Origin of the sequence: Bacillus sp. NMTD17 (assembly GCF_002998735.1) — a bacterium.
Lineage (GTDB): Bacteria > Bacillota > Bacilli > Bacillales > Bacillaceae > Bacillus.
On the sequence record NZ_PVRH01000006.1, the window covers coordinates 125,424 to 145,138 of the forward strand.

A 19,715-nucleotide genomic window follows, 5' to 3' on the forward strand; every position below is an offset into this window, starting at 1 on the left:
TGACATGAGTCAACAAAAGCAAATTCAATTAGCCAAACGTCCAAAAGGATTACCTACAAAAGATGTTTTTCATTTTGAAACAGTCGATATACCTGTGCCGCAAGATGGCGAAGTCTTGATTCAAACGAAATATGTTTCTGTAGATCCTTATATGAGAGGACGAATGCAGGATACAAAATCCTATACACCTCCATTCAAGCTAAATGAAGTGATTCAGGGCGGTGTTGTCGGAGAAGTCGTTGAATCCAAATCGCCTCAATTTGAAAAAGGGGATTTTGTTCTTGGATTCCTTGGCTGGCAAGAATATTCTACAGCCAAAGCTGAATCTCTGACTAAAATTGATCCATCCATTGCGCCATTGTCCTATTATTTAGGAATTTTAGGCATGCCAGGGCAAACCGCTTATTTCGGACTTCTTGCGATTGGCCAGCCAAAAGAAGGCGAGACCGTTGTCATTTCTGGAGCCGCAGGTGCCGTTGGTTCCGTTGTGGGACAAATTGCTAAGATCAAAGGCGCTCACGTCGTTGGGATTGCGGGATCTGATGATAAGCTGGCTTATTTAAAAGAACTAGGCTTTGATGAAACGATTAATTATAAAACAACAAATGATTTAGATGATGCCATAGCAAAGGCCTGTCCAAACGGCGTCGATGTGTATTTTGACAATGTTGGCGGCGAAATTTCTGATGCCGTGATGAATCATTTGAACCGCTTTGCACGTATTCCAGTGTGCGGCGCGATTTCGTCTTATAACATTAGCGCAAGCGAGGACATCGGACCGCGTGTGCAAACAAAACTCATTAAAACAAGCGCATTGATGCAAGGCTTCATTGTTGCCAACTATTCAGATCGTTTTGAAGAGGCTGCAAGAGATCTCGCACAATGGGTTAAAGAAGACAAACTGACTTATAAAGAAACAATCATTGAAGGCTTTGACAACATTCCTGATGCATTCCTTGGACTATTTAAAGGGGAAAATGTCGGAAAACAGCTTGTCAAAATTTCATAATAAAAAAGGACCCTCCATGTGGAAGGGTCCTTTTTTTATGCTTGCTTGGGCGCAAGATGCAGCTGGCCTTGCTTATAAACAATTTCCTGAAGCGTAAGATTCAGCTTTTTCGCCATTTTTTTGAGCATTGCATGCTCTTGAGGTGTGACAAGACTGATGACAGCCCCTTCTTTTCCTGCGCGCCCGGTTCTGCCTGAACGGTGGATATAGCCTTCTTCGTTTGGCAGGTCGGCATGGATCACGTACGGCAGATCGTCAATGTCGATGCCTCTTGCTGCGATATCTGTTGCAAGGAGAAGCGGGAATTCACGCTGTTCAAATTCCTTTAAGATGATAGCACGTTCTGCTTTTTTCGCCTCACTATGAAGCACACCAAGGTCGACATGGTGATACGCTAATTTCTCTGCATAAATGCTTAAATTCGTAATATCACGCACAAAGACGAGCGCCTGCATGTCCTCAAGCCGTGATAGCTTTTGCAGTAATTTCACTTTATCACGCTGATCACATAACAGATAATAGTGTCCTACTTTCTGCGCTTCTTCCTCACTTCTGGCAATTTTCAATACTTCTGGTTCAGACGTCATTTGTTTAATCAGTTGAACCGTTTCCTCTTTTAACGTCGCAGAAAAACAGAGGATTTGTCTTTCTTTTAATGTGGATTTAATGATCGCTTGGATCGTTTTCATATGCTCTGGCACAAGAAGCTGATCTGCTTCATCTAGCACGACCGTTTTGACTTCGTGCATTTTCAGTTTCTTGATTTTGATTAATTCCTGTACACGGCCAGGTGTTGCGACAACGATGTTCGGGTGTTTCTTTAGTTTTTCCTGCTGCTTTTTGATGTTCGCTCCACCAATCAAGGAGACCGCTTTGATATCTGACCCTTGTTTGAACTCTTGCACGACATCAAAAATTTGCATCACAAGCTCTCTTGAAGGTGCCAAGATTAAGACTTGCGGGTGCTTGATATTCACATCGATTTTATTTAAAAGCGGCAAAACATACGCCAGTGTCTTCCCCGTTCCCGTAGGCGATTCCGCGATCACATCACGCTTCTCCGTAATCCACTCTGCTGTTTTTTCTTGTATAGCTGTTGGTTTTTCGAAGCCAGCCGCTTGAAAGTTTTCCTGAATAAATGGCTTTGCTTCTTTCAAAAATGCCCAATTTTCTATCATGTCGATCTCCTTTATCCTCATTCAATCTATCCTTTAGTATCTCAAAATCAGCTTTGAAACGCAATTTTTCTTTTGATGCTTTTATCGAGCCGGACAGTTCGATATAATCATGAGAGGCACTAGCCGTTTTGAATCTATTTGAGGTGTAAAAAATGATATTATCTGTTAAAGATTTAAGCCATGGCTTTGGCGACAGAGCCATTTTTCACGAAGTCTCCTTCCGTTTATTAAAAGGCGAGCATGTCGGCTTAATTGGCGCCAACGGTGAAGGAAAGTCAACGTTTATGAATATTATTACTGGCAAGCTGGAGCCAGATGCAGGAAAAGTCGAATGGGCAAAAAATGTCCGTGTCGGCTACCTTGATCAGCATACTGTACTAGAAAAGGGAAGAACGATCCGCGAAGTGCTTCAGGATGCATTCCACTATTTATTTTCCATGGAAGCAGCGATGAATGACATTTACGGCAAAATGGGTGAAGCCGATCCTGATGAGCTGGAAAAGCTGTTAGAGGAAGTTGGCGTCATTCAAGATGCGCTCACAAACAATGATTTTTATATCATTGATTCCAAGGTCGAAGAAATTGCGAGAGGTCTTGGGTTAACGGATCTTGGGCTGGACCGTGATGTGACGGAGCTGAGCGGCGGGCAGCGTACAAAAGTATTGCTTGCGAAATTGCTGTTAGAGAAGCCAGAAATTCTCCTTCTCGATGAGCCAACCAACTATTTGGATGAGCAGCATATTGAGTGGCTGAAACGCTATTTACAGGAATATGAAAATGCGTTTATCCTCATTTCACATGATATTCCATTTTTAAACAGCGTCATTAACTTGATTTATCATGTTGAAAATCAAGAGCTCACGCGCTATGTTGGTGATTATGATCAATTTAAACAAGTGTACGAAGTCAAAAAGCAGCAGCTTGAAGCAGCTTATAAAAGGCAGCAGCAGGAAGTCGCTGAATTAAAGGATTTTGTTGCAAGAAACAAAGCACGTGTCAGCACAAGAAATATGGCCATGTCCCGTCAAAAGAAACTGGATAAAATGGATATGATTGAACTCGCAGCAGAAAAGCCAAAGCCTGAATTCCACTTTAAGCCGGCACGAACTTCCGGGAAATTGATTTTTGAAACAAAAGATTTGGTCATTGGTTATGATGAACCGCTCTCTCGTCCATTGAATCTGAAAATGGAACGCGGGCAAAAAATTGCGTTATACGGCGCTAACGGTATCGGAAAAACGACATTGCTGCGAAGTCTTCTTGGAGAAATCACGCCAATTTCTGGTGAGGTGGAACGCGGAGAATTCCTGCATATTGGCTACTTTGAGCAAGAAGTAAAAGAGCAAAACAGCAACACTTGTATTGAAGAGGTGTGGAGTACCTTCCCTTCTTACACGCAATATGAAGTCAGAGCCGCTCTTGCAAAATGCGGATTAACGACAAAGCATATTGAAAGCCGCGTGTCTGTTTTAAGCGGTGGAGAAAAAGCAAAGGTCCGTCTTTGTAAGCTGATCAACGAAGAAACCAACTTACTTGTTCTCGATGAGCCGACCAATCACTTGGATGTCGATGCAAAAGAAGAACTAAAACGTGCATTAAAAGAATACAAAGGGAGCGTCTTATTGATCTCTCACGAACCTGAATTTTATCAAGATGTAGCCACTGAAACTTGGAATTGCGAATCTTGGACGACAAAAGTATTATAACGACAAAAAAGCCTTATATCTGTTCAGAAGATATAAGGCTTTTTTCTATTTAATGACCTGCTTGAATATTGACCAAATGCTTCCGGCCAAGAAGCAGGATGATCATGCCTAACAGAACGACAGCCGCCCCTACATAGTAAGGGGTGCTTGCTGTGTAAGATTCAGCAAGTACTCCGGCAATCCAAGGAGCAATCGCGCCCCCAATAAACCGCACAGCACTGTAAGAGGATGAAGCAATCGAACGTTCAACCGGCGCCGATCCCATCACAGCGGTCGTGAGCACTGTATTGATCATGCCAAGGATGCCCCCAGCAATAACAATTCCGCAGATGACGACTACAACATGTGAAGTCCATACCCCAATGCCGAATAAAATCACAGCAAATGAAGCAAACAGAACCACAAGGGAAGTCAATGTCCCAAGTTTGCGATGAATGACCGGCGCTGAGAAGACGGATGTCACTGCCAAAAATAGTCCCCATCCAAAAAAGACATAACCAAGACCATGCTCATCCAGATGAAGCACAAATGGCGAATAGGCTAAAAGCACAAAGAAACCAAAATTGTATAAGAAAGCCGCAGATGCCATCGTTAATAGCCCTTTATATTTTAACGCCCCGACAGCCTCGAATAATTTCACCTTTTTCTGAGGTTTTTGCATCGGCGGGAGCATAAACGTAATGGCTAAAAGAGCAACAAGCATTAACACCGCAACGCCAAAGAATGGCCCGCGCCAAGAGATCGTCCCAAGCTCTCCGCCAAGCAGCGGTCCAACCGAAATCCCAAGACCTAGTGCAGCCTCGTATAAAATAATGGCCTTCGCACTTCCTCCAACAGACACACCGACAATCACAGAGAGGGCAGTTGAAATAAATAAGGCATTCCCAATGCCCCATCCGCCTCTAAAGCCGATTAATTCATTAATCGTTGAAGAGGTACCGCCTAAAGCAGAAAAGACAATAATAAAAATAAGTCCTATTAATAACGTCCATTTCGCACCAATCCGACTAGAGATAAAGCCGGTAAAAAACATGACAAAGCCGGTCACAAGTAAGTAGCTCGTAAATAAAAGAGAGACCTGACTTGGAGATGCATCTAATTGTGATGCAATGGCTGGCAAGATCGGGTCCACAAGTCCTATCCCCATAAATGAAATCACACACGCAAAGGCAACAGCCCAGACGGCTTTCGGCTGCCTAAGCAGACTTGTACGCTGTTTCAACACTTCTTCTTCCTTCATTCCATCAGAACCTTTCCTTCAAATGTTGACAAAATAAAATAAACACGCAGAGGTGTTTATTTTTGTAATTGCTCAATTGCATGAGCCGCTCTTTCTTTCATCGCTTCAAGATCCTTTTTAAAAGATTGAATCGTTTCAAGCTTTTTTGTAATCAATTGATGCTGTACAGACAGCTGCGCCTCAATATCTAACAGCTTCTCTAATCGTTCCTTCGGATCAAGCGACAGCAAGTAACCTTCTTTATTCAGCTCAAGCTGCTTTCCTATTTCCATAAACGATTGAAGCTCTTGTAAAGAAAATCCAAGTACCTCTTTTGCCTGCATCACTTTCTCTAGTTCTTCCATGTCGTCCTCTGAGTAAAGTCTGACACCGCCCTCTGTCCGCTTTGGTGCTGATAATAAACCAATCTCTTCATAGAAACGTATCGTCCGTTTGGTCAGTCCGCTTCTTTTCGCCACTTGATCAATTTTCATCCATTCCATTGCCAGTGCCTCCTGCTCATCAATTCATGATTTATTATACACCTTTATAACCTTAACGTAAACGTAAATGTTCTCACTCTTGATTTTTCTCGTGTTTTGATGCAAAATAAATAGGAATTATTACGATTTAAAGGAGGGATCTCATGTTTTCTTTTCCACCCAAAAAAGAACGACACCAACAATTCGGATCTGTACCGCCAAGCCTTGGAACGAAGCCTTCTCAAAAAGAGAACATGACTGACACCCAAAAGACGGAGCAGGACTTTTATTTTCATCTTGAACAAGTCGGCATCTGCCGCGTGTCTTATCCTGTACGAATTTTGTCTAAAACGGCACCGCAGGACCAAATAACTTCTGCTGACTTTGCACTGAGTACCTCCCTGAGAGCTCACGAAAAAGGCATTCATATGAGCCGTCTCACTGAACAGCTGCACTCGTTTTACGAAAGCGGAAAGCCGCTTGATGTGAATAGCTTAAAAGCATTGACAGCAGCGCTTGCCCGTCAGATGAATCAGTCATCTGCCTCGGTTCAAGTTTCCTTCCCTTGGTACATGGAAAAGCAAAGCCCAGTCACCGGGAAATCGGGTTTGATGCATGCGACAATCACATATGACATTCATTTTCATGAAAAGGATGGATGGACCTGTCATATTGGCTGCGATGCACAAGTCACCACATTATGTCCTTGTTCTAAAGAAATTAGTGAATACGGTGCACATAATCAGCGTGGCTCTGTTTCCATTCAGGTAGAGTTGTTTGAACAAGCATCATTCCCTAACGACATGAAAGCAGCTCTTTTACATATCATTGAGTCCAATGCGAGTGCACCGCTGTATCCTGTGCTTAAAAGACCTGATGAAAAGAAAGTGACAGAAGAGGCTTATGAAAATCCACGCTTTGTAGAAGATCTCACAAGGTTAATGGCCATCGAATTATATGAGCAGCCATGGGTCAGGGGCTTTCAAGTCGAGTGTCGTAATGAGGAATCCATTCATCAGCATGATGCCTATGCGAAATGCTCTTATCAAAAAAACCTGTAGATCAACTCTACAGGTTTCTTATTTCTTAGTCATGACTCTCTAATTCCTCAATCATCAGCGATAGTTCTGTCCAGCGGTCCATTGCTTGTTCTAGTTCTTCAGCAACGGCTTTTTGTTCGTCCATCAGCTCTTGAATTTTTCCAAAATCACTGCCTGCCTCCGCAATGCTTGCTTCAAGCTGCTGGTGTTTTTCCTCTAATGCCTGAATCCGGTCTTCAATTCCGTCCCATTCAAGCTGGTCTTTATAAGAAAGTTTTTTTCTCTTTTTAGGCGCCGCTTCTACTTGTTTCTCAGCAGGCTTTGTCTCTGTCCGCTTCGCCTCTTTTTCTTGCTCCATGTAATCGCTGTAAGCACCTTGGAAGTGTGAAATGCGGCCATTACCTTCAAAGACAAGCAGACGGTGAACCACTCGGTCTAAGAAATAACGATCATGCGATACGGTCATAACAACGCCAGGAAACTGTTCTAAATAATCCTCTAAAATGCTGAGGGTCTCCGTATCAAGATCGTTCGTCGGCTCATCTAAAAAGAGAACATTTGGTTCTTCCATTAAGACTTTCAATAAATACAATCTGCGGCGTTCTCCCCCTGACAGCTTGCGAATAAACGTCCGCTGCATGGATCTTGGGAATAGGAACCGTTCTAGCATTTGCTCTGCTGTCACGATGGCGCCATCAGATGTCTTGACGATCTCAGCTGTTTCCTTGATGTACTCAATGATGGTCAGTTCTTCATCCATTTCCTTGTGATCCTGCGTGTAATAGCCAATGCGAACGGTTTGTCCAATCGTCAATTGTCCTGTAGTCGGTTCTATTTTACCCGCTAGACAGTTAAGAAGAGTCGTTTTGCCGACTCCATTCGGCCCGATAAATCCAATCCGGTCGCCCGGCACGACTAAATCTGTAAACCGCTCCACAAGGGTCTGGCCAGCAAATGAAATTGATAAGTCTTCTGCCTCTATGACTTGTTTTCCTAGGCGGTGCGAGCCGATAGCGAAATCAAGCTCTCCTTTCGCATCAGGCCCTTTTTGATCCATCAGCTCTTCGGCTCTGCCAATGCGAGCTTTTTGCTTCGTCGTTCTTGCTTTTGCCCCTCTTCTCAGCCATGCAAGTTCTCGTCTGAGTAAGTTTTGACGCTTCGTTTCTTTCACCTGAGCTTCTGCTTCTCGTTCGGCTCTTTTTTCTAAAAAGACTTCATAATTTCCTTTATACGTATAGAGCTGCCCTTGATTCAATTCATAAATTCGGTTGGCCACACGGTTTAGGAAATAACGATCATGCGTCACCAGAATGACAGCACCGCTGTATTGACTCAAATATCCTTCGAGCCATTCAATCGTTGCATTATCGAGATGGTTGGTTGGCTCGTCTAAAATCAGCAATCCCGCGGGCTGAATTAAATTTTTAGCAATCGCGACACGCTTTTTCTGTCCGCCTGATAATGCATGAACAGAGCGGCTCACATCTTTGACACCAAGCTTTGTCAAAATCGTTTTTGCTGACAGGTTCGCATCCCATGCGTCTTCCTGATCCATTCGATTTTGCATGCGCATGAGCGCTTCTTGTTTTGCTTCATTTTGCGGATCATGCTCTAAATCGGCTAGCGCCTTTTCATATGCCTTCATCGTTTGAATCATGGGTGCCGTTCCAGAAAAAATGTAATCAAGAATCGTTTCATTCCCGCTCATTTCAGGGTCTTGCTCAAGAAATTCGATATCAAGTGTCCCTGCCTTCGTGATGTCACCCTCCTCAAACGATTCAAGTCCTGCAATGACCTTTAGGAGCGTTGACTTTCCTGTTCCGTTTGGTCCAATCAATCCGATGCGTTCCCTTGGTTCTATATGAAAAGAAATATGATCAAACAGCGTTTTCTCGCCATATGTTTTATATAATCCTTCAACATTCAATAAACTCATTTTTATCAGCCCTTACATAGATTCTCCCTTTATTTTAAATCAGCCGGTAGCAGAAAACTAGTTTTAAAAAACCCGCTGCTGAAAAGAATGTTTCCTTTTGCTGCTCGATACACTATGAAGAGGTGATCTAAAGATGGTAACCATTAGCTTATGTATGATTGTGAAAAATGAAGAGGAGGTGTTAGCGGACTGCCTTTCCTCTGTCCAAGACATTGTAGATGAGATGATCATCGTTGATACAGGGTCAACAGATCGTACGAAGGAGATTGCTCACTCCTTTTCAGCACAGGTACTTGATTTCGAATGGGTTCAGCACTTTGCAAAAGCCCGCAATTTCGCTTTCTCACATGCAACGAAAGAGTATATTTTATGGCTTGATGCAGACGATGTTCTACTAGAAGAAGACCGTCAAAAATTTCTTCAGCTCAAAGAGACGCTTGATCCTTCGGTGGATGCCGTCTCAATGTTTTATCATGTGGGATTTGATCAAGACGGTCGGGTGAATTTTAAATATAGAAGAAATCGCCTTGTGAAGCGTGCCTTGAACTTTCAGTGGTACGGGGCCGTACATGAGTTTCTTCAAGTGTATGGCAACATCTTTCCAGCCGATATAGCCGTCACACATCAAAAGCGCAAGAAAACAACCACTGGTGAGCCCGGGCGCAATCTTCGAATTTATGAAGACATGCTCGCAAAAGGAGAGGACATGACGCCACGTGATCTCTTTTACTTTGCCAATGAATTAAGAGATAACAGGCAGCATGTCAGGGCGATTCGTTTTTATCATGAATTTTTAGCGACAAAACAGTGCTGGATTGAGGATGAAATTCGCACATGCCAATATTTAGCCGACTGCTATTATGCGGCAGGCTTCGAGGAAGCGGCTTTATCCTCATTATTACGTTCTTTCTTATACGATCAGCCCCGTCCAGAATTTTGCTGCCGGATCGGGGATCATCTAAAAATACAAAATAAACATCAGGCAGCGATCTTTTGGTATGAGCAGGCGCTGAAGGCTCCTGAAAACGAAACAGCCTTCACACTCACACAGTATAAAACGTGGTATCCACATCTCCAGCTTTGCTATTGTTATTATCAGCTCGGCGATTTGGAAAAAGCCAAGACACATCACCTTGCCTCCTCCGCCCATTACCCCACTCATCCAAGTGTGCTGTTCAATGAAAAAATATTTGCTGAACAGACATAGATCCCCCCGTCACCACATCCGCCTTCCACCTGCCAGCGGATGTCTCTTTTTATGCACAAATTCGATTGTGATGTTTAACACTTTAGTGATTTAAAGCGTTTTTCAACCAATTGACTAAATTGTCAATTACGCATATACTAACATTCGTCTTACGAAAAGATTTATCCATTAGGAGGTCAACATGAGTTCTTTATTTCGAAAAAAGTCTCTCGACCAGCTCATGCTTGAAAGTCAAACGAAGCGGCTTAGCCGATCGTTAAATACGTTTGATTTAATCTTGCTTGGCATTGGCTGCGTGGTCGGGACTGGTATCTTTGTGATTACGGGGGTTGCGGCAGCAAAGGATGCGGGACCTGCGATTATTATATCTTTTATTTTGGCTGCGATCGCATGCGCCCTTGCTGCTTTTTGCTACGCTGAATTCTCCTCGTCCATTCCTGTGTCAGGAAGCGTCTATACGTATTCCTACGCCACACTTGGGGAATTTCTCGCCTTCTTAATGGGCTGGGATCTCATGCTTGAATATGTCATTGCGCTCTCTGCTGTAGCAAGTGGATGGTCGTCCTATTTTCAATCACTGCTCAGTGGATTCGGTCTGCACATACCGAAGGCTTTATCAGCTGCACCTGGAGCCGCTGATGGTGCCGTCTTTAACCTTCCAGGCGCACTTATTATTTTACTCATCACCTTTATCGTCTCAAGAGGCGTCAAAGAAAGCACGAAGCTGAATAACATCATTGTGTTAATCAAAATTGCCATCGTCCTTCTCTTTATCATTTCAGGCCTTGCTTACGTCAAACCTGAAAACTGGACACCCTTTATGCCGATGGGCTTTGAAGGAGTAATCGCAGGCGCGGCAACAGTCTTTTTTGCTTATCTCGGATTTGATGCGATCGCCAATGCATCTGAAGAAGTCAAAAATCCGCAAAAGGCGATGCCGATCGGCATTATCGGGGCGCTCGGTGTTTGTACCATTTTATACATTGGTGTGTCCTTTGTCTTAACCGGCATGGTTCACTATACGAAACTGAATGTCAGTGACCCTGTCGCATTTGCTCTTCAAGTCGTTGGCCTTCATAGTGTGGCAGGTATCATATCAGCCGGTGCCATTATTGGGATCACAACGGTTTTAATTGCCTTGGTCTATGCGCAGGTTCGCTTAACCTTTGCGATGAGCCGCGATGGACTCATGCCAAAAATTTTCTCAAATGTTCATCCAAAATCGCAAACACCCGTTGCCAACACTTGGCTGACAGGTGCTGTCGCAGCATGTATCGTAGGTTTTGTGAATTTATCGACGCTTGCGAATTTAGTGAGTATCGGTACACTTGCAGCCTTTACAGTGATTTCAATTGCCGTCATTGTTTTACGGAAAAAGCACCCGAATGTCAAAGCAGCGTTTAAAGTACCATTCGTGCCTGTTCTTCCGATTATCAGTGCGGTCATTTGTATCACACTTGCGACGACCCTTTCATGGGTGACTTGGAGAGCCTTCCTTATCTGGGTAGCCATTGGTGTCGTTGTTTACTTCACCTATGCAAGACGAAAAAGTCATCTTAATGAAACACATTAGAAAAGAGACACGGGGTTTCCCGGTCTCTTTTTTTTGCTTAAATCACGCTGTTTTTGGCTGAATTTGAGTCCACCATGTCTGGATCTAACACGCTTATTACACGCCAAAGGACACTCACATCAAAAAATCCACACCACCACCGAAGCCAAAAGAAACAAAAACACCGACGGTCTCGATTCGATCAAAGCCATCTTCTTAACCCGCTCAGCTTTTAAACACAATCGGGAGCCAGAAATACACCGCAAGGACAATCGCCACAATACTGATGATATTTAACCAAAAGCCTGCCCTGACCATATCAGATATTTTCAGCACGTCCGCACTAAAGACAGCGGCGTTTGGCGGTGTGGAGATCGGCAGCATAAACGCACATGAAGAAGCCAAAGCAGCCGCAGCCATTAACCCATATGGCTCCATACCAATCGCAAGCCCAAGCCCTACCGTAATCGGAATAATCATATTGGCAACAGCTGTATTCGACATAATTTCAGTCATAAACAAAATCGCTCCCGTTAAAATGATCAACAGCACGATATACGAAAGCCCATTTAAATGCTGTAGATTTTCCCCAATCCATCCCGTTAGATTGGTTTCTGCAAAGCCCGTAGCGAGCGAAAGCCCACCTCCAAACAAAAGCAAAAGCCCCCACGGCAGCTGTTTCATATCCTGCCATTCTAATATTCTCTCTCCATTTGTTGCTGGAATGAGAAATAACAGCATGGCACCGAAAATGGCGATAGACGTATCAGATACGGTGATCCCTCCAAACAAAAAGAGCTTAAAAATCCACAAAAACGCCGTCATGAGAAAAACAACAAACACCCATTTTTCCTCTTGTTTCATTTTTCCTAAATTCTCTAATCCCTTTCGAATGAACGCTACACTCATTTCACCTGTGTGCTCTACCTTGAACTGTACCTTGGTCAAATACAGAAATAAGAGAATGAGCAGAATCATCGCAACAGGAAAACCAAACAAAAACCATTCAAAAAACATAATTTCCCGATCTAGCAGTTTTTTTGACATCGCAGCAAACACCGCATTTGGCACAGATCCGACAAGTGTTGCTAGACCACCAATTGACGCTGAATACGCAACCGACAATAAGATGCTTTTACTGAATCGATCAAGAGATGGACCAGATAAGATTTCATTAGCCTTGACCTCTTTAATCACTGCAAGTGCCACTGGGAGCATCATCAGGGCTGTCGCTGCATTCGAAATCCACATAGATAAAAAAGCAGTCGCGATCATGACACCTAATACAATGCGATCACTTCTTGTGCCAATCACCCTCAAAATGTGTAAGGCCATTCTTCTATGTAAGTTCCATTTTTCAATGGCAATAGCAATCATAAATCCTCCCATGTACATAAAAACGATCGGATCTCCATAAGCCCTTGATGTCTGTTCCATAGAAAGCCCGCCAAGTGTCGGCAGTAGGATGATGGGCAATAAAGATGTTGCAGGTATGGGCAGTGCTTCTGTCACCCACCATGTTGCCGTCCAAGCCGTAATGCCCAAGACTACCCTCGCAGCATAGGTCAATTCATCTTCAGGTATGAGAAACAGAACGAGCAAGAAGAGTGTCGGTCCAAGAATAAGTCCAATTACATTCACTTTTTTATAAACGATAACAATTCCCCCCTATTGAAAGCGCTTGTCATATTTTTTCTAATTTTCCACATTCGATGATCTCTTAAGAAATCCTTTAAATCATATGAAAAAATGAAGATATCTTTCATAAAAACAGCTGTCATTTTACTCCCATTTCCAATACCATGACATGATGCCTTGGTCTATTTTCATAGGAGAAACTATACAAATCATGTGCAATCACTGTAAAATATAGAAGATCTAATCAAAAATTGAGGTGTTTTCATTGTATAAGGATCAAAGAAAATCATTTTGGAAACAGAAAAAATTCATTATTCCTCTTCTTAGCATCATCGTGATAGCAGCTGCTCTCTTTTTCTTAAAAGATACTCTTTTCTCAAAAGAAAAAGAGGCTTTAAAAGCGGCTGAATCCTTTACGAAACAATTGGAGAAGAAAGACTTTACGAAGCTGGCTGATGAGGTAACGAGTGCGTCTTTGAAAGCCAATGACTTCTCAAAAAAACAACTAGCCGAAAAATATGACAATATCTTTAACGGAATTGGTGCTTATGATCTGAACATATCAAAGCTCAACGTCGAAAAACAGGACAAAGGAAATGGGTATCAATTTTCCTATGATGTGACAATGAAAACGTCTTTTGGCAAGCTGCACAAGCTTTCTTACAAGGGCGTTCTCTCAGAAGAAGATGACAAGTGGAAAGTGGACTGGAAGCCAAATCTCATCTTCCCGCAAATGGAGAAGGGAGATACTATCAAAGTCAAATCAGACCCTGCTGTCCGTGGAAACATTGTAGACCGAAAAGGGCGTACGCTGGCAGAAACAACTGGTGGAAACGCACTTGGCATCATCCCAGGTAAACTCGGAACAGGGAAAGAAAAAGAACGCAATATCAAAAAAATCAGCAAGGCGTTTGATATAGACGAAGAACTGATTGACAATCAGCTGAAACAAGCATGGGTCACAGACGACACGTTTGTCCCGCTCAAATCAATGTTAGAGCAAAAGCCGATTCCAAAGGATGTAAAAGGCGTCACCTATCAATCGAAGGAAATGCGTTACTATCCTTATAACGAAGCCGCCGCCCATCTCACCGGCTATGTCGGAAAAGCAAATGCAGATGATATCAAAAGAAATCCGGCATTAAAAGCAGATCAAATCATCGGCAAAACCGGCCTTGAATTTACGTTTGACAAAAACTTGCGCGGACAAGATGGCGGAAGCATTCTGATCGTCCATGATGAAACAGGCATTGAAGAAACATTACAAAAATCAGATCGAAAAGATGGAAAAACAGTGAAGCTGACCATTGATGCTTCTTTACAGAAAAAAACCTATGAACAGCTGAAAGGTGAAAAAGGAGCCGTCACCATCATGAATCCATCATCAGGGGATCTATTAGCGCTTGTCAGCACCCCTTCCTACGATGTCAATCTCATGACAAACGGGATCACACCTAAACAATATCAGGCATACAGCGAAAACCCAGACCTCCCATTCCAAGCCCGGTATGCGAGCCGGTATGCACCAGGGTCTACATTCAAAACCATTACAGCGGCCATCGGGCTGGAAACAGGTGTCACAAAACCTAATAAAGTACGCACCATTCATGGACTGAAATGGCAAAAGGATCAATCTTGGGGCAATTATCGAATTACACGGGTTCACGATAAAGAAAACGTAAATATGGTCGATGCCCTCGTGTACTCAGACAATATTTACTTCGGACAGGAAGCACTGGAAATTGGCAAAGACACCTACGAGAAAAAAGTAAAAGCATTTGGATTTGGCGAAGATTTGCACATGCCATTTACAATGAAACCAGCACAAGTATCGAACGATGGCATTCAATCGGACATCTTACTTGCTGACTCTGCCTATGGCCAAGGCGAATTACTCATGTCACCGATTGAACAAGTACATGCCTATTCTCCATTTGCAACAGGAGGCAAGCTTGTCTATCCTCGAGTCGTTCAAGATGAAAAAACAGCATCACCAAAACAAATCATCAAAGAAGACTCGGCAAACACAGTGAAAGACGCGCTCACTCAGGTCGTGACCAGTCCAAACGGTACAGCTCACTCCTTACAAATTGAAGGAGCTGATATTGCCGCTAAAACAGGAACGGCAGAGCTGAAGAGCAAACAAGGGGCAACAGACGGTTCTGAAAATGGATTTTTACTTGCATTTAATCCTAAAAAAGAAGATTACGTCCTCGTCGGCATGATTGAAGGTGTGAAAAACCGCGGCGGAAGCGGACTCGTCATTCAAAAAATGAAGCCTGTGATCGCATCTTTTTATCAATAACCCTTTAGAGACACAAGCACTTGTGTCTCTTTTTTCTAAATCATGACAATTTGCTATTGTTTTATAGTTCACCTTATGAATAAAATGAGAAGAATGCAAAATAGAAAACAGTTGAATGAAAGGAGGAAGTCTCATTGGCTATTGCTGCTCGTACAAAGGATAAACCTCAAAATTCTGTCACCGGATCAACGGTTTACCCCATTTTATTGATTATTGGCATTTGCCATATGCTGAACGACACATTGCAAGCCGTTATTCCTGCGATGTTCCCTATTTTAGAACGCTCAATGGGGCTGACCTTTACACAATTAGGGCTGATTGCCTTTACATTAAATATGGTCTCCTCCGTCATGCAGCCCGCTATTGGGTGGTATACAGATAAACGGCCGATGCCTTATGCACTCCCTATTGCTTTATTTTCTAGTGCTGTCGGTATATTCGGGCTTGCGTTTGCGCCTTCCTTTGCCACCATTTTGCTTTGCGTTGTCTTTATCGGACTCGGCTCTGCAATTTTCCATCCAGAGGGCTCTCGTGTTGCCAACATGGCAGCTGGTCCAAGACGAGGACTTGCACAGTCCATCTATCAAGTAGGCGGAAATACAGGTCAAGCCTTTGCTCCGCTGATCGCTGCATTAATGCTCGTCCCTCTCGGTCAGCCAGGCGTGGCTTGGTTTACGATTGTTGGAATGATTGCTGTCGGTTTCCTTCTTTATATTTCAAGATGGTACGCAGGAAGACTTCAAACCATTCGAGCTCAAGCGAAAAAGGCTCCAGCAAAAGCTGCAAGATCTGATATTCATCGTAAGTCAGCACTCACAGCACTTGGCATTATCGTCTTTCTCATCTTTGCCCGCTCTTGGTATGGGAATGCGATATCGAATTTCTATGCGTTTTATGCGATTGAACAATATGGATTGACGATTAAAGAATCACAGACTTATATTTTCTTATTTCTCATTCTAGGTGCAATAGGGACATTTTTAGGCGGGCCGCTTGCAGACCGCTTCGGCAAGAAAACCGTGATTTTAATTTCCTTATTGGCATCCTTTCCACTTGCCCTGCTGCTGCCATTTGCCGGACCTGTTTTTGCTTATGTTTTACTTGGACTAATTGGGGTCATTCTGACATCAAGCTTCTCTGTCACAGTCGTTTATGCTCAAGAACTATTTCCCGGGAAAATTGGCACAATGTCTGGTTTAACTGTTGGGCTTGCGTTTGGTATGGGTGCAATTGGATCAGTCGCTCTAGGCTCATTCATTGATGCCTTCGGTTTAACGCCTACCATGATCGGAGTCGCCTTTTTACCGATATTAGGCATCCTGGCCTTCTTACTACCTAGCGATCAAACCATCTCCAAATGGAATGAATCATAAAAAGGAGAAAACCGCTCAGTTATTGAGCGGTTTTTTCATATCTCATAAAAATGCGTGTCAGGAACGTGCTTCTTTGCAATAAACCCTTGCTGAAATTCTGGAAAGACCTTTTGCACCTGTTTAATTTTTTGATGAACCAAATCGGCATACGGAATATATAGATGATCCACTAGATTTTGTTCTGTCATATAGTAATACCAATTAAGATTAAAGGTATTCTCATCAATGATCGTAAAGGCAGAAAAATGATAGAACAAGAGTGGACATTCGTCGAGATACATATCCCCTTTCACAACTGAAAACTTGTAGTTTTCAATATTCCAAATGGCGGCATTGGCTCCTTTAGATGTCACCACATGGACCCCTTCAAAATCATCGATCCATCTTTCAACATACCGCTGATCTCCATAAGTCTTATTTTCTGTATCCATTTCTACTGTACAGTGTGCAAGACAGTTTTCCTTCCATTGTGTGACCGCCTGTTTGGCAACGTCTGTGTTGCGGCAGCCGACAAATCCAGTATTAAAGCGGCCAGACAACTCATAAAAGTGATAGAACCGCTTGGAATTCATATGATCCGTCAAAAATAAATGAGCGAGCGGATTCTCTGCAAATACCGCCTCTGGATCATGATAAAAATACAAATCCGTATCCAAATGGGCGAGATAATCCGCTTCTGAGGACTCAAGGATTTTGAGCAGAAAAGCAGGCTTTAACGTCCAGCAATACTCATGGAACGTCCGATCATCTTTTGCCTTTCGCAGCGTGTCATCTTCAATGTCTTCAAGCTGTTCATATTGAACGTGCGGATGAGGGAATTCACTTAACACCTTGTAAGCCAAAGGGTCCGCACATAAAACCGACAACTTGAATGAATGGGCGGTTTGTTCAAGCGAATGAATCAGCGCCAAAAGCTTAAAAATATGGGTATTCGACACAATGGTTGTAAAATGATAAGACGCCATCTATAACACATCCACTTGAAACAAATCAACGCGTAATAGCTCTTTCGTCAGCCCTTGAATGGCTTCTACAAGCACTGTGCAGCCATATTCCTGCCGTGCAAGCTGCGCTGCTTCTGACAGCTTTTTCAAAGGGACATGCTTTGCTGTCAGCTGATCTTTTTTATCGCGTTTGATGCCTACATTCCGCTCTGTGATCAAATGAAGCAGCTCTAAAAAATAAGAAAGCAGACCATCGAATGCCGGATTTTCACGCAGCTGCCGGACCTCTTTCACAATGTCATTTGTGACGGTGTGAGAAAATGGACCAGAGAAAGCCAAATGGACATCAATGGCATCAATATTGTTGTACTTCTCGCACATATACAAAATGTTATATTTGATGTCATCAAATGACGTTAAATTACTTGGATGCTCCTGATGCACACTCATGATATCCTCTCGCAATTCAAACGAGAGACCAAGCTGATGCAGACGAATTCCTAAATCATAATCCTCAAACCCGTACCGAACGATATTTTCATCAAACATCCCGAGTGCCATGACATGCTTACGTTTGACAGAGGAGTTATTCGTAATAAAAAATCGCCACGGCAGCTCATAAGAGCCTAAATCATAGTTATACGTGCGCAAAATGTCTTTGAGAATATCAATAAACTCAGACTGCAAATCGAAGCTTTTCTCTAGAAATCCACCATTTTCAACTTCCTTCATTGATAAAAGAGGCGTTTTATCTTTCATTTTCCGCTTATACAAGCCTTGCTTTTTCAACCGATTGATATGATCCTGATCAAATGCTTCGTAAAAATAACGATAAATCCGCTTCCAGCATACACCACAAATCACAAGGTCCTCATGAACAGCATGTGCCTCCGCATGCTTTTGAATAAATTGCGGCTCTGCCAGCATATCGCTGTCATGGAATATCAGCAGGTCTCCCTCCGCCTCGCGAATGGCATGATTGCGACCCTTGGCAATCCCTTGATTGACAGGAATACGTACCTTTTTAAACGGGAAATTCACCTCAATGTTCTCAAGCATTTCCATCGTGCCGTCCGTTGACCCATTATCAGCGACAATCACCTCAAATGGAATATCCGTATCCTGAAGCGTTAAGGAAAAAAGACTCCCTTCTAAACGCTCTTTGGCATTATAGCTTGGAATAATGACGCTTACCTTTGGCTTCTCATTCATGCGTCATCCCCCTCCAATTTGGCATAGCCGTTAAACAGCGGATCGACCTTCTCAACAGATTCAATCACATGGCGCAGCACGTTTCGATAGGCTTCTTGGAAAAACGGCAGATCATTTCTCCCTTTTTCATGAATTTGCTGCATCTCATCCTTGCTCACGATGCGAAAGCCGCTGAAATGATAGCAAATGAGCGGATGCCCATCGTCCAGCAAAATACGTCCATTCTCTTCCCGATAAGAATGCTGCCCATAGTTCCAATGACCAATATTCACGCCTTTTGTTTGAATATCTTCCACTTTTTCAAACAGCTTCGGCATATGATCCAGATATCCTTGATCGCCAAACTTGCCTTCTCCCGGCGCATTTTTGCATTCCTTCAAGCATTCTTCTTTCCACCAGCTGAGGCATTTCCGGCCGGCTTCATCTCCTTTAAAATACAGGAAGCCTGAGTTATATCGTCCTAAAAGCTTCTGAAGCATCTTCACTTCCTCAGGATCGAAGCTCGGAATCACAATATCCCCTCTCGAGAGTAAAACAGAGGCATCCGGCTGATGTTGAAAAATCGCTTTCGGGCTCTCATAAAAAAATAAATCCGCATCAAGATAGGTTACGCCCTCTGCCTGCTCCTGTTCAAATAACCACTCAATCCAAATCGGCTTTAATGTCCAGCAATATTCCGAGGCATCCCGTTCCTCTTTTTTCTCCAGCAGCTCCGGCGTTTCGAGCTCCCGTACATGAACAAGATCGACATGAGGAAAATTCATTTGATGAAGCAGATCAAATGCAGCATCATCCATACATAACGTCTTGATGACAGCATCATCTTCTACTTGCTTCAATGATAAGAAAAACGCAATGGCTTGATAAAGTCTTCCACTTGATAGAACCGTACAATATATGCTGTTCATCTACTT

The 19,715-nt window shown here is 43.1% G+C and carries 15 protein-coding genes; 7 read left to right on the forward strand and 8 right to left on the reverse strand.

The annotated features are described in order from the left end of the window. The first annotated feature begins 4 nt into the window (after positions 1-4). Entirely contained in the window at positions 5-1,009 is a 1,005-nt protein-coding gene (locus tag C6347_RS16760; RefSeq protein WP_060595742.1) for an NADP-dependent oxidoreductase, read from the forward strand. 35 nt (positions 1,010-1,044) lie between these two features. Here the strand turns inward: C6347_RS16760 and C6347_RS16765 are convergent, their stop codons facing one another. Next, entirely contained in the window at positions 1,045-2,187 is a 1,143-nt protein-coding gene (locus C6347_RS16765) for a DEAD/DEAH box helicase (protein WP_066031182.1), read from the reverse strand. A 152-nt stretch (positions 2,188-2,339) separates the two neighbouring features. Here C6347_RS16765 and C6347_RS16770 point away from each other — a divergent pair, with 152 nt between their 5' ends. Then, entirely contained in the window at positions 2,340-3,893 is a 1,554-nt protein-coding gene (locus tag C6347_RS16770) for an ABC-F family ATP-binding cassette domain-containing protein (protein ID WP_024426645.1), read from the forward strand. Positions 3,894-3,942: 49 nt separating this feature from the next. Here C6347_RS16770 and C6347_RS16775 read toward each other — a convergent pair whose 3' ends face one another. Then, on the reverse strand, positions 3,943-5,133 hold the full coding sequence (locus tag C6347_RS16775; RefSeq protein ID WP_066031184.1) for an MFS transporter: 1,191 nt from the start codon (positions 5,131-5,133) through the stop codon (positions 3,943-3,945). 56 nt (positions 5,134-5,189) lie between these two features. Then, positions 5,190-5,615, reverse strand: a complete 426-nt coding sequence (locus C6347_RS16780; RefSeq protein ID WP_060595739.1) for a MerR family transcriptional regulator — start codon at positions 5,613-5,615, stop codon at positions 5,190-5,192. 143 nt (positions 5,616-5,758) lie between these two features. On the opposite strand from C6347_RS16780, the gene folE2 reads away from it, so the two are divergent. After that, positions 5,759-6,655, forward strand: coding sequence for a GTP cyclohydrolase FolE2 (folE2, locus tag C6347_RS16785; protein WP_066031185.1), 897 nt, complete (start codon positions 5,759-5,761; stop codon positions 6,653-6,655). 25 nt (positions 6,656-6,680) lie between these two features. Here folE2 and C6347_RS16790 read toward each other — a convergent pair whose 3' ends face one another. Next, on the reverse strand, positions 6,681-8,570 hold the full coding sequence (locus C6347_RS16790; protein ID WP_060595738.1) for an ABC-F family ATP-binding cassette domain-containing protein: 1,890 nt from the start codon (positions 8,568-8,570) through the stop codon (positions 6,681-6,683). A gap of 133 nt (positions 8,571-8,703) precedes the next feature. Between C6347_RS16790 and C6347_RS16795 the strand changes: the two genes are divergently transcribed. Next, entirely contained in the window at positions 8,704-9,777 is a 1,074-nt protein-coding gene (locus C6347_RS16795; RefSeq protein WP_106071872.1) for a tetratricopeptide repeat-containing glycosyltransferase family 2 protein, read from the forward strand. Positions 9,778-9,958: 181 nt separating this feature from the next. Further along, positions 9,959-11,350, forward strand: a complete 1,392-nt coding sequence (gene bcaP / locus C6347_RS16800) for a branched-chain amino acid transporter BcaP (protein ID WP_106048674.1) — start codon at positions 9,959-9,961, stop codon at positions 11,348-11,350. A 204-nt stretch (positions 11,351-11,554) separates the two neighbouring features. On the opposite strand, the gene C6347_RS16805 is transcribed toward bcaP, so the two are convergent. After that, positions 11,555-12,970: an SLC13 family permease gene (locus C6347_RS16805; protein ID WP_060595735.1), complete on the reverse strand. Its 1,416-nt coding sequence runs from the start codon at positions 12,968-12,970 to the stop codon at positions 11,555-11,557. Positions 12,971-13,232: 262 nt separating this feature from the next. Here C6347_RS16805 and pbp4 point away from each other — a divergent pair, with 262 nt between their 5' ends. Together pbp4 and C6347_RS16815 are read left to right on the forward strand one after the other, a co-directional pair. Further along, positions 13,233-15,272, forward strand: a complete 2,040-nt coding sequence (pbp4, locus tag C6347_RS16810) for a penicillin-binding protein PBP4(5) (protein ID WP_106071873.1) — start codon at positions 13,233-13,235, stop codon at positions 15,270-15,272. A 134-nt stretch (positions 15,273-15,406) separates the two neighbouring features. Continuing rightward, positions 15,407-16,645 (forward strand): MFS transporter, encoded by a 1,239-nt coding sequence (locus C6347_RS16815; RefSeq protein WP_034664564.1) that lies wholly within the window; start codon positions 15,407-15,409, stop codon positions 16,643-16,645. Positions 16,646-16,680: 35 nt separating this feature from the next. On the opposite strand, the gene C6347_RS16820 is transcribed toward C6347_RS16815, so the two are convergent. Genes C6347_RS16820 through C6347_RS16830 form a run of 3 tightly spaced genes read right to left on the reverse strand, consistent with a single transcriptional unit; the run spans position 16,681 to position 19,709 of the window. Then, positions 16,681-17,610, reverse strand: a complete 930-nt coding sequence (locus C6347_RS16820) for a putative nucleotide-diphospho-sugar transferase (RefSeq protein ID WP_106037192.1) — start codon at positions 17,608-17,610, stop codon at positions 16,681-16,683. Further along, positions 17,611-18,801 (reverse strand): glycosyltransferase family 2 protein, encoded by a 1,191-nt coding sequence (locus C6347_RS16825; protein WP_060595732.1) that lies wholly within the window; start codon positions 18,799-18,801, stop codon positions 17,611-17,613. Continuing rightward, on the reverse strand, positions 18,798-19,709 hold the full coding sequence (locus tag C6347_RS16830) for a putative nucleotide-diphospho-sugar transferase (protein WP_060595731.1): 912 nt from the start codon (positions 19,707-19,709) through the stop codon (positions 18,798-18,800). The genes C6347_RS16825 and C6347_RS16830 overlap by 4 nt, the downstream gene beginning before the upstream one ends. Positions 19,710-19,715: the final 6 nt, after the last annotated feature.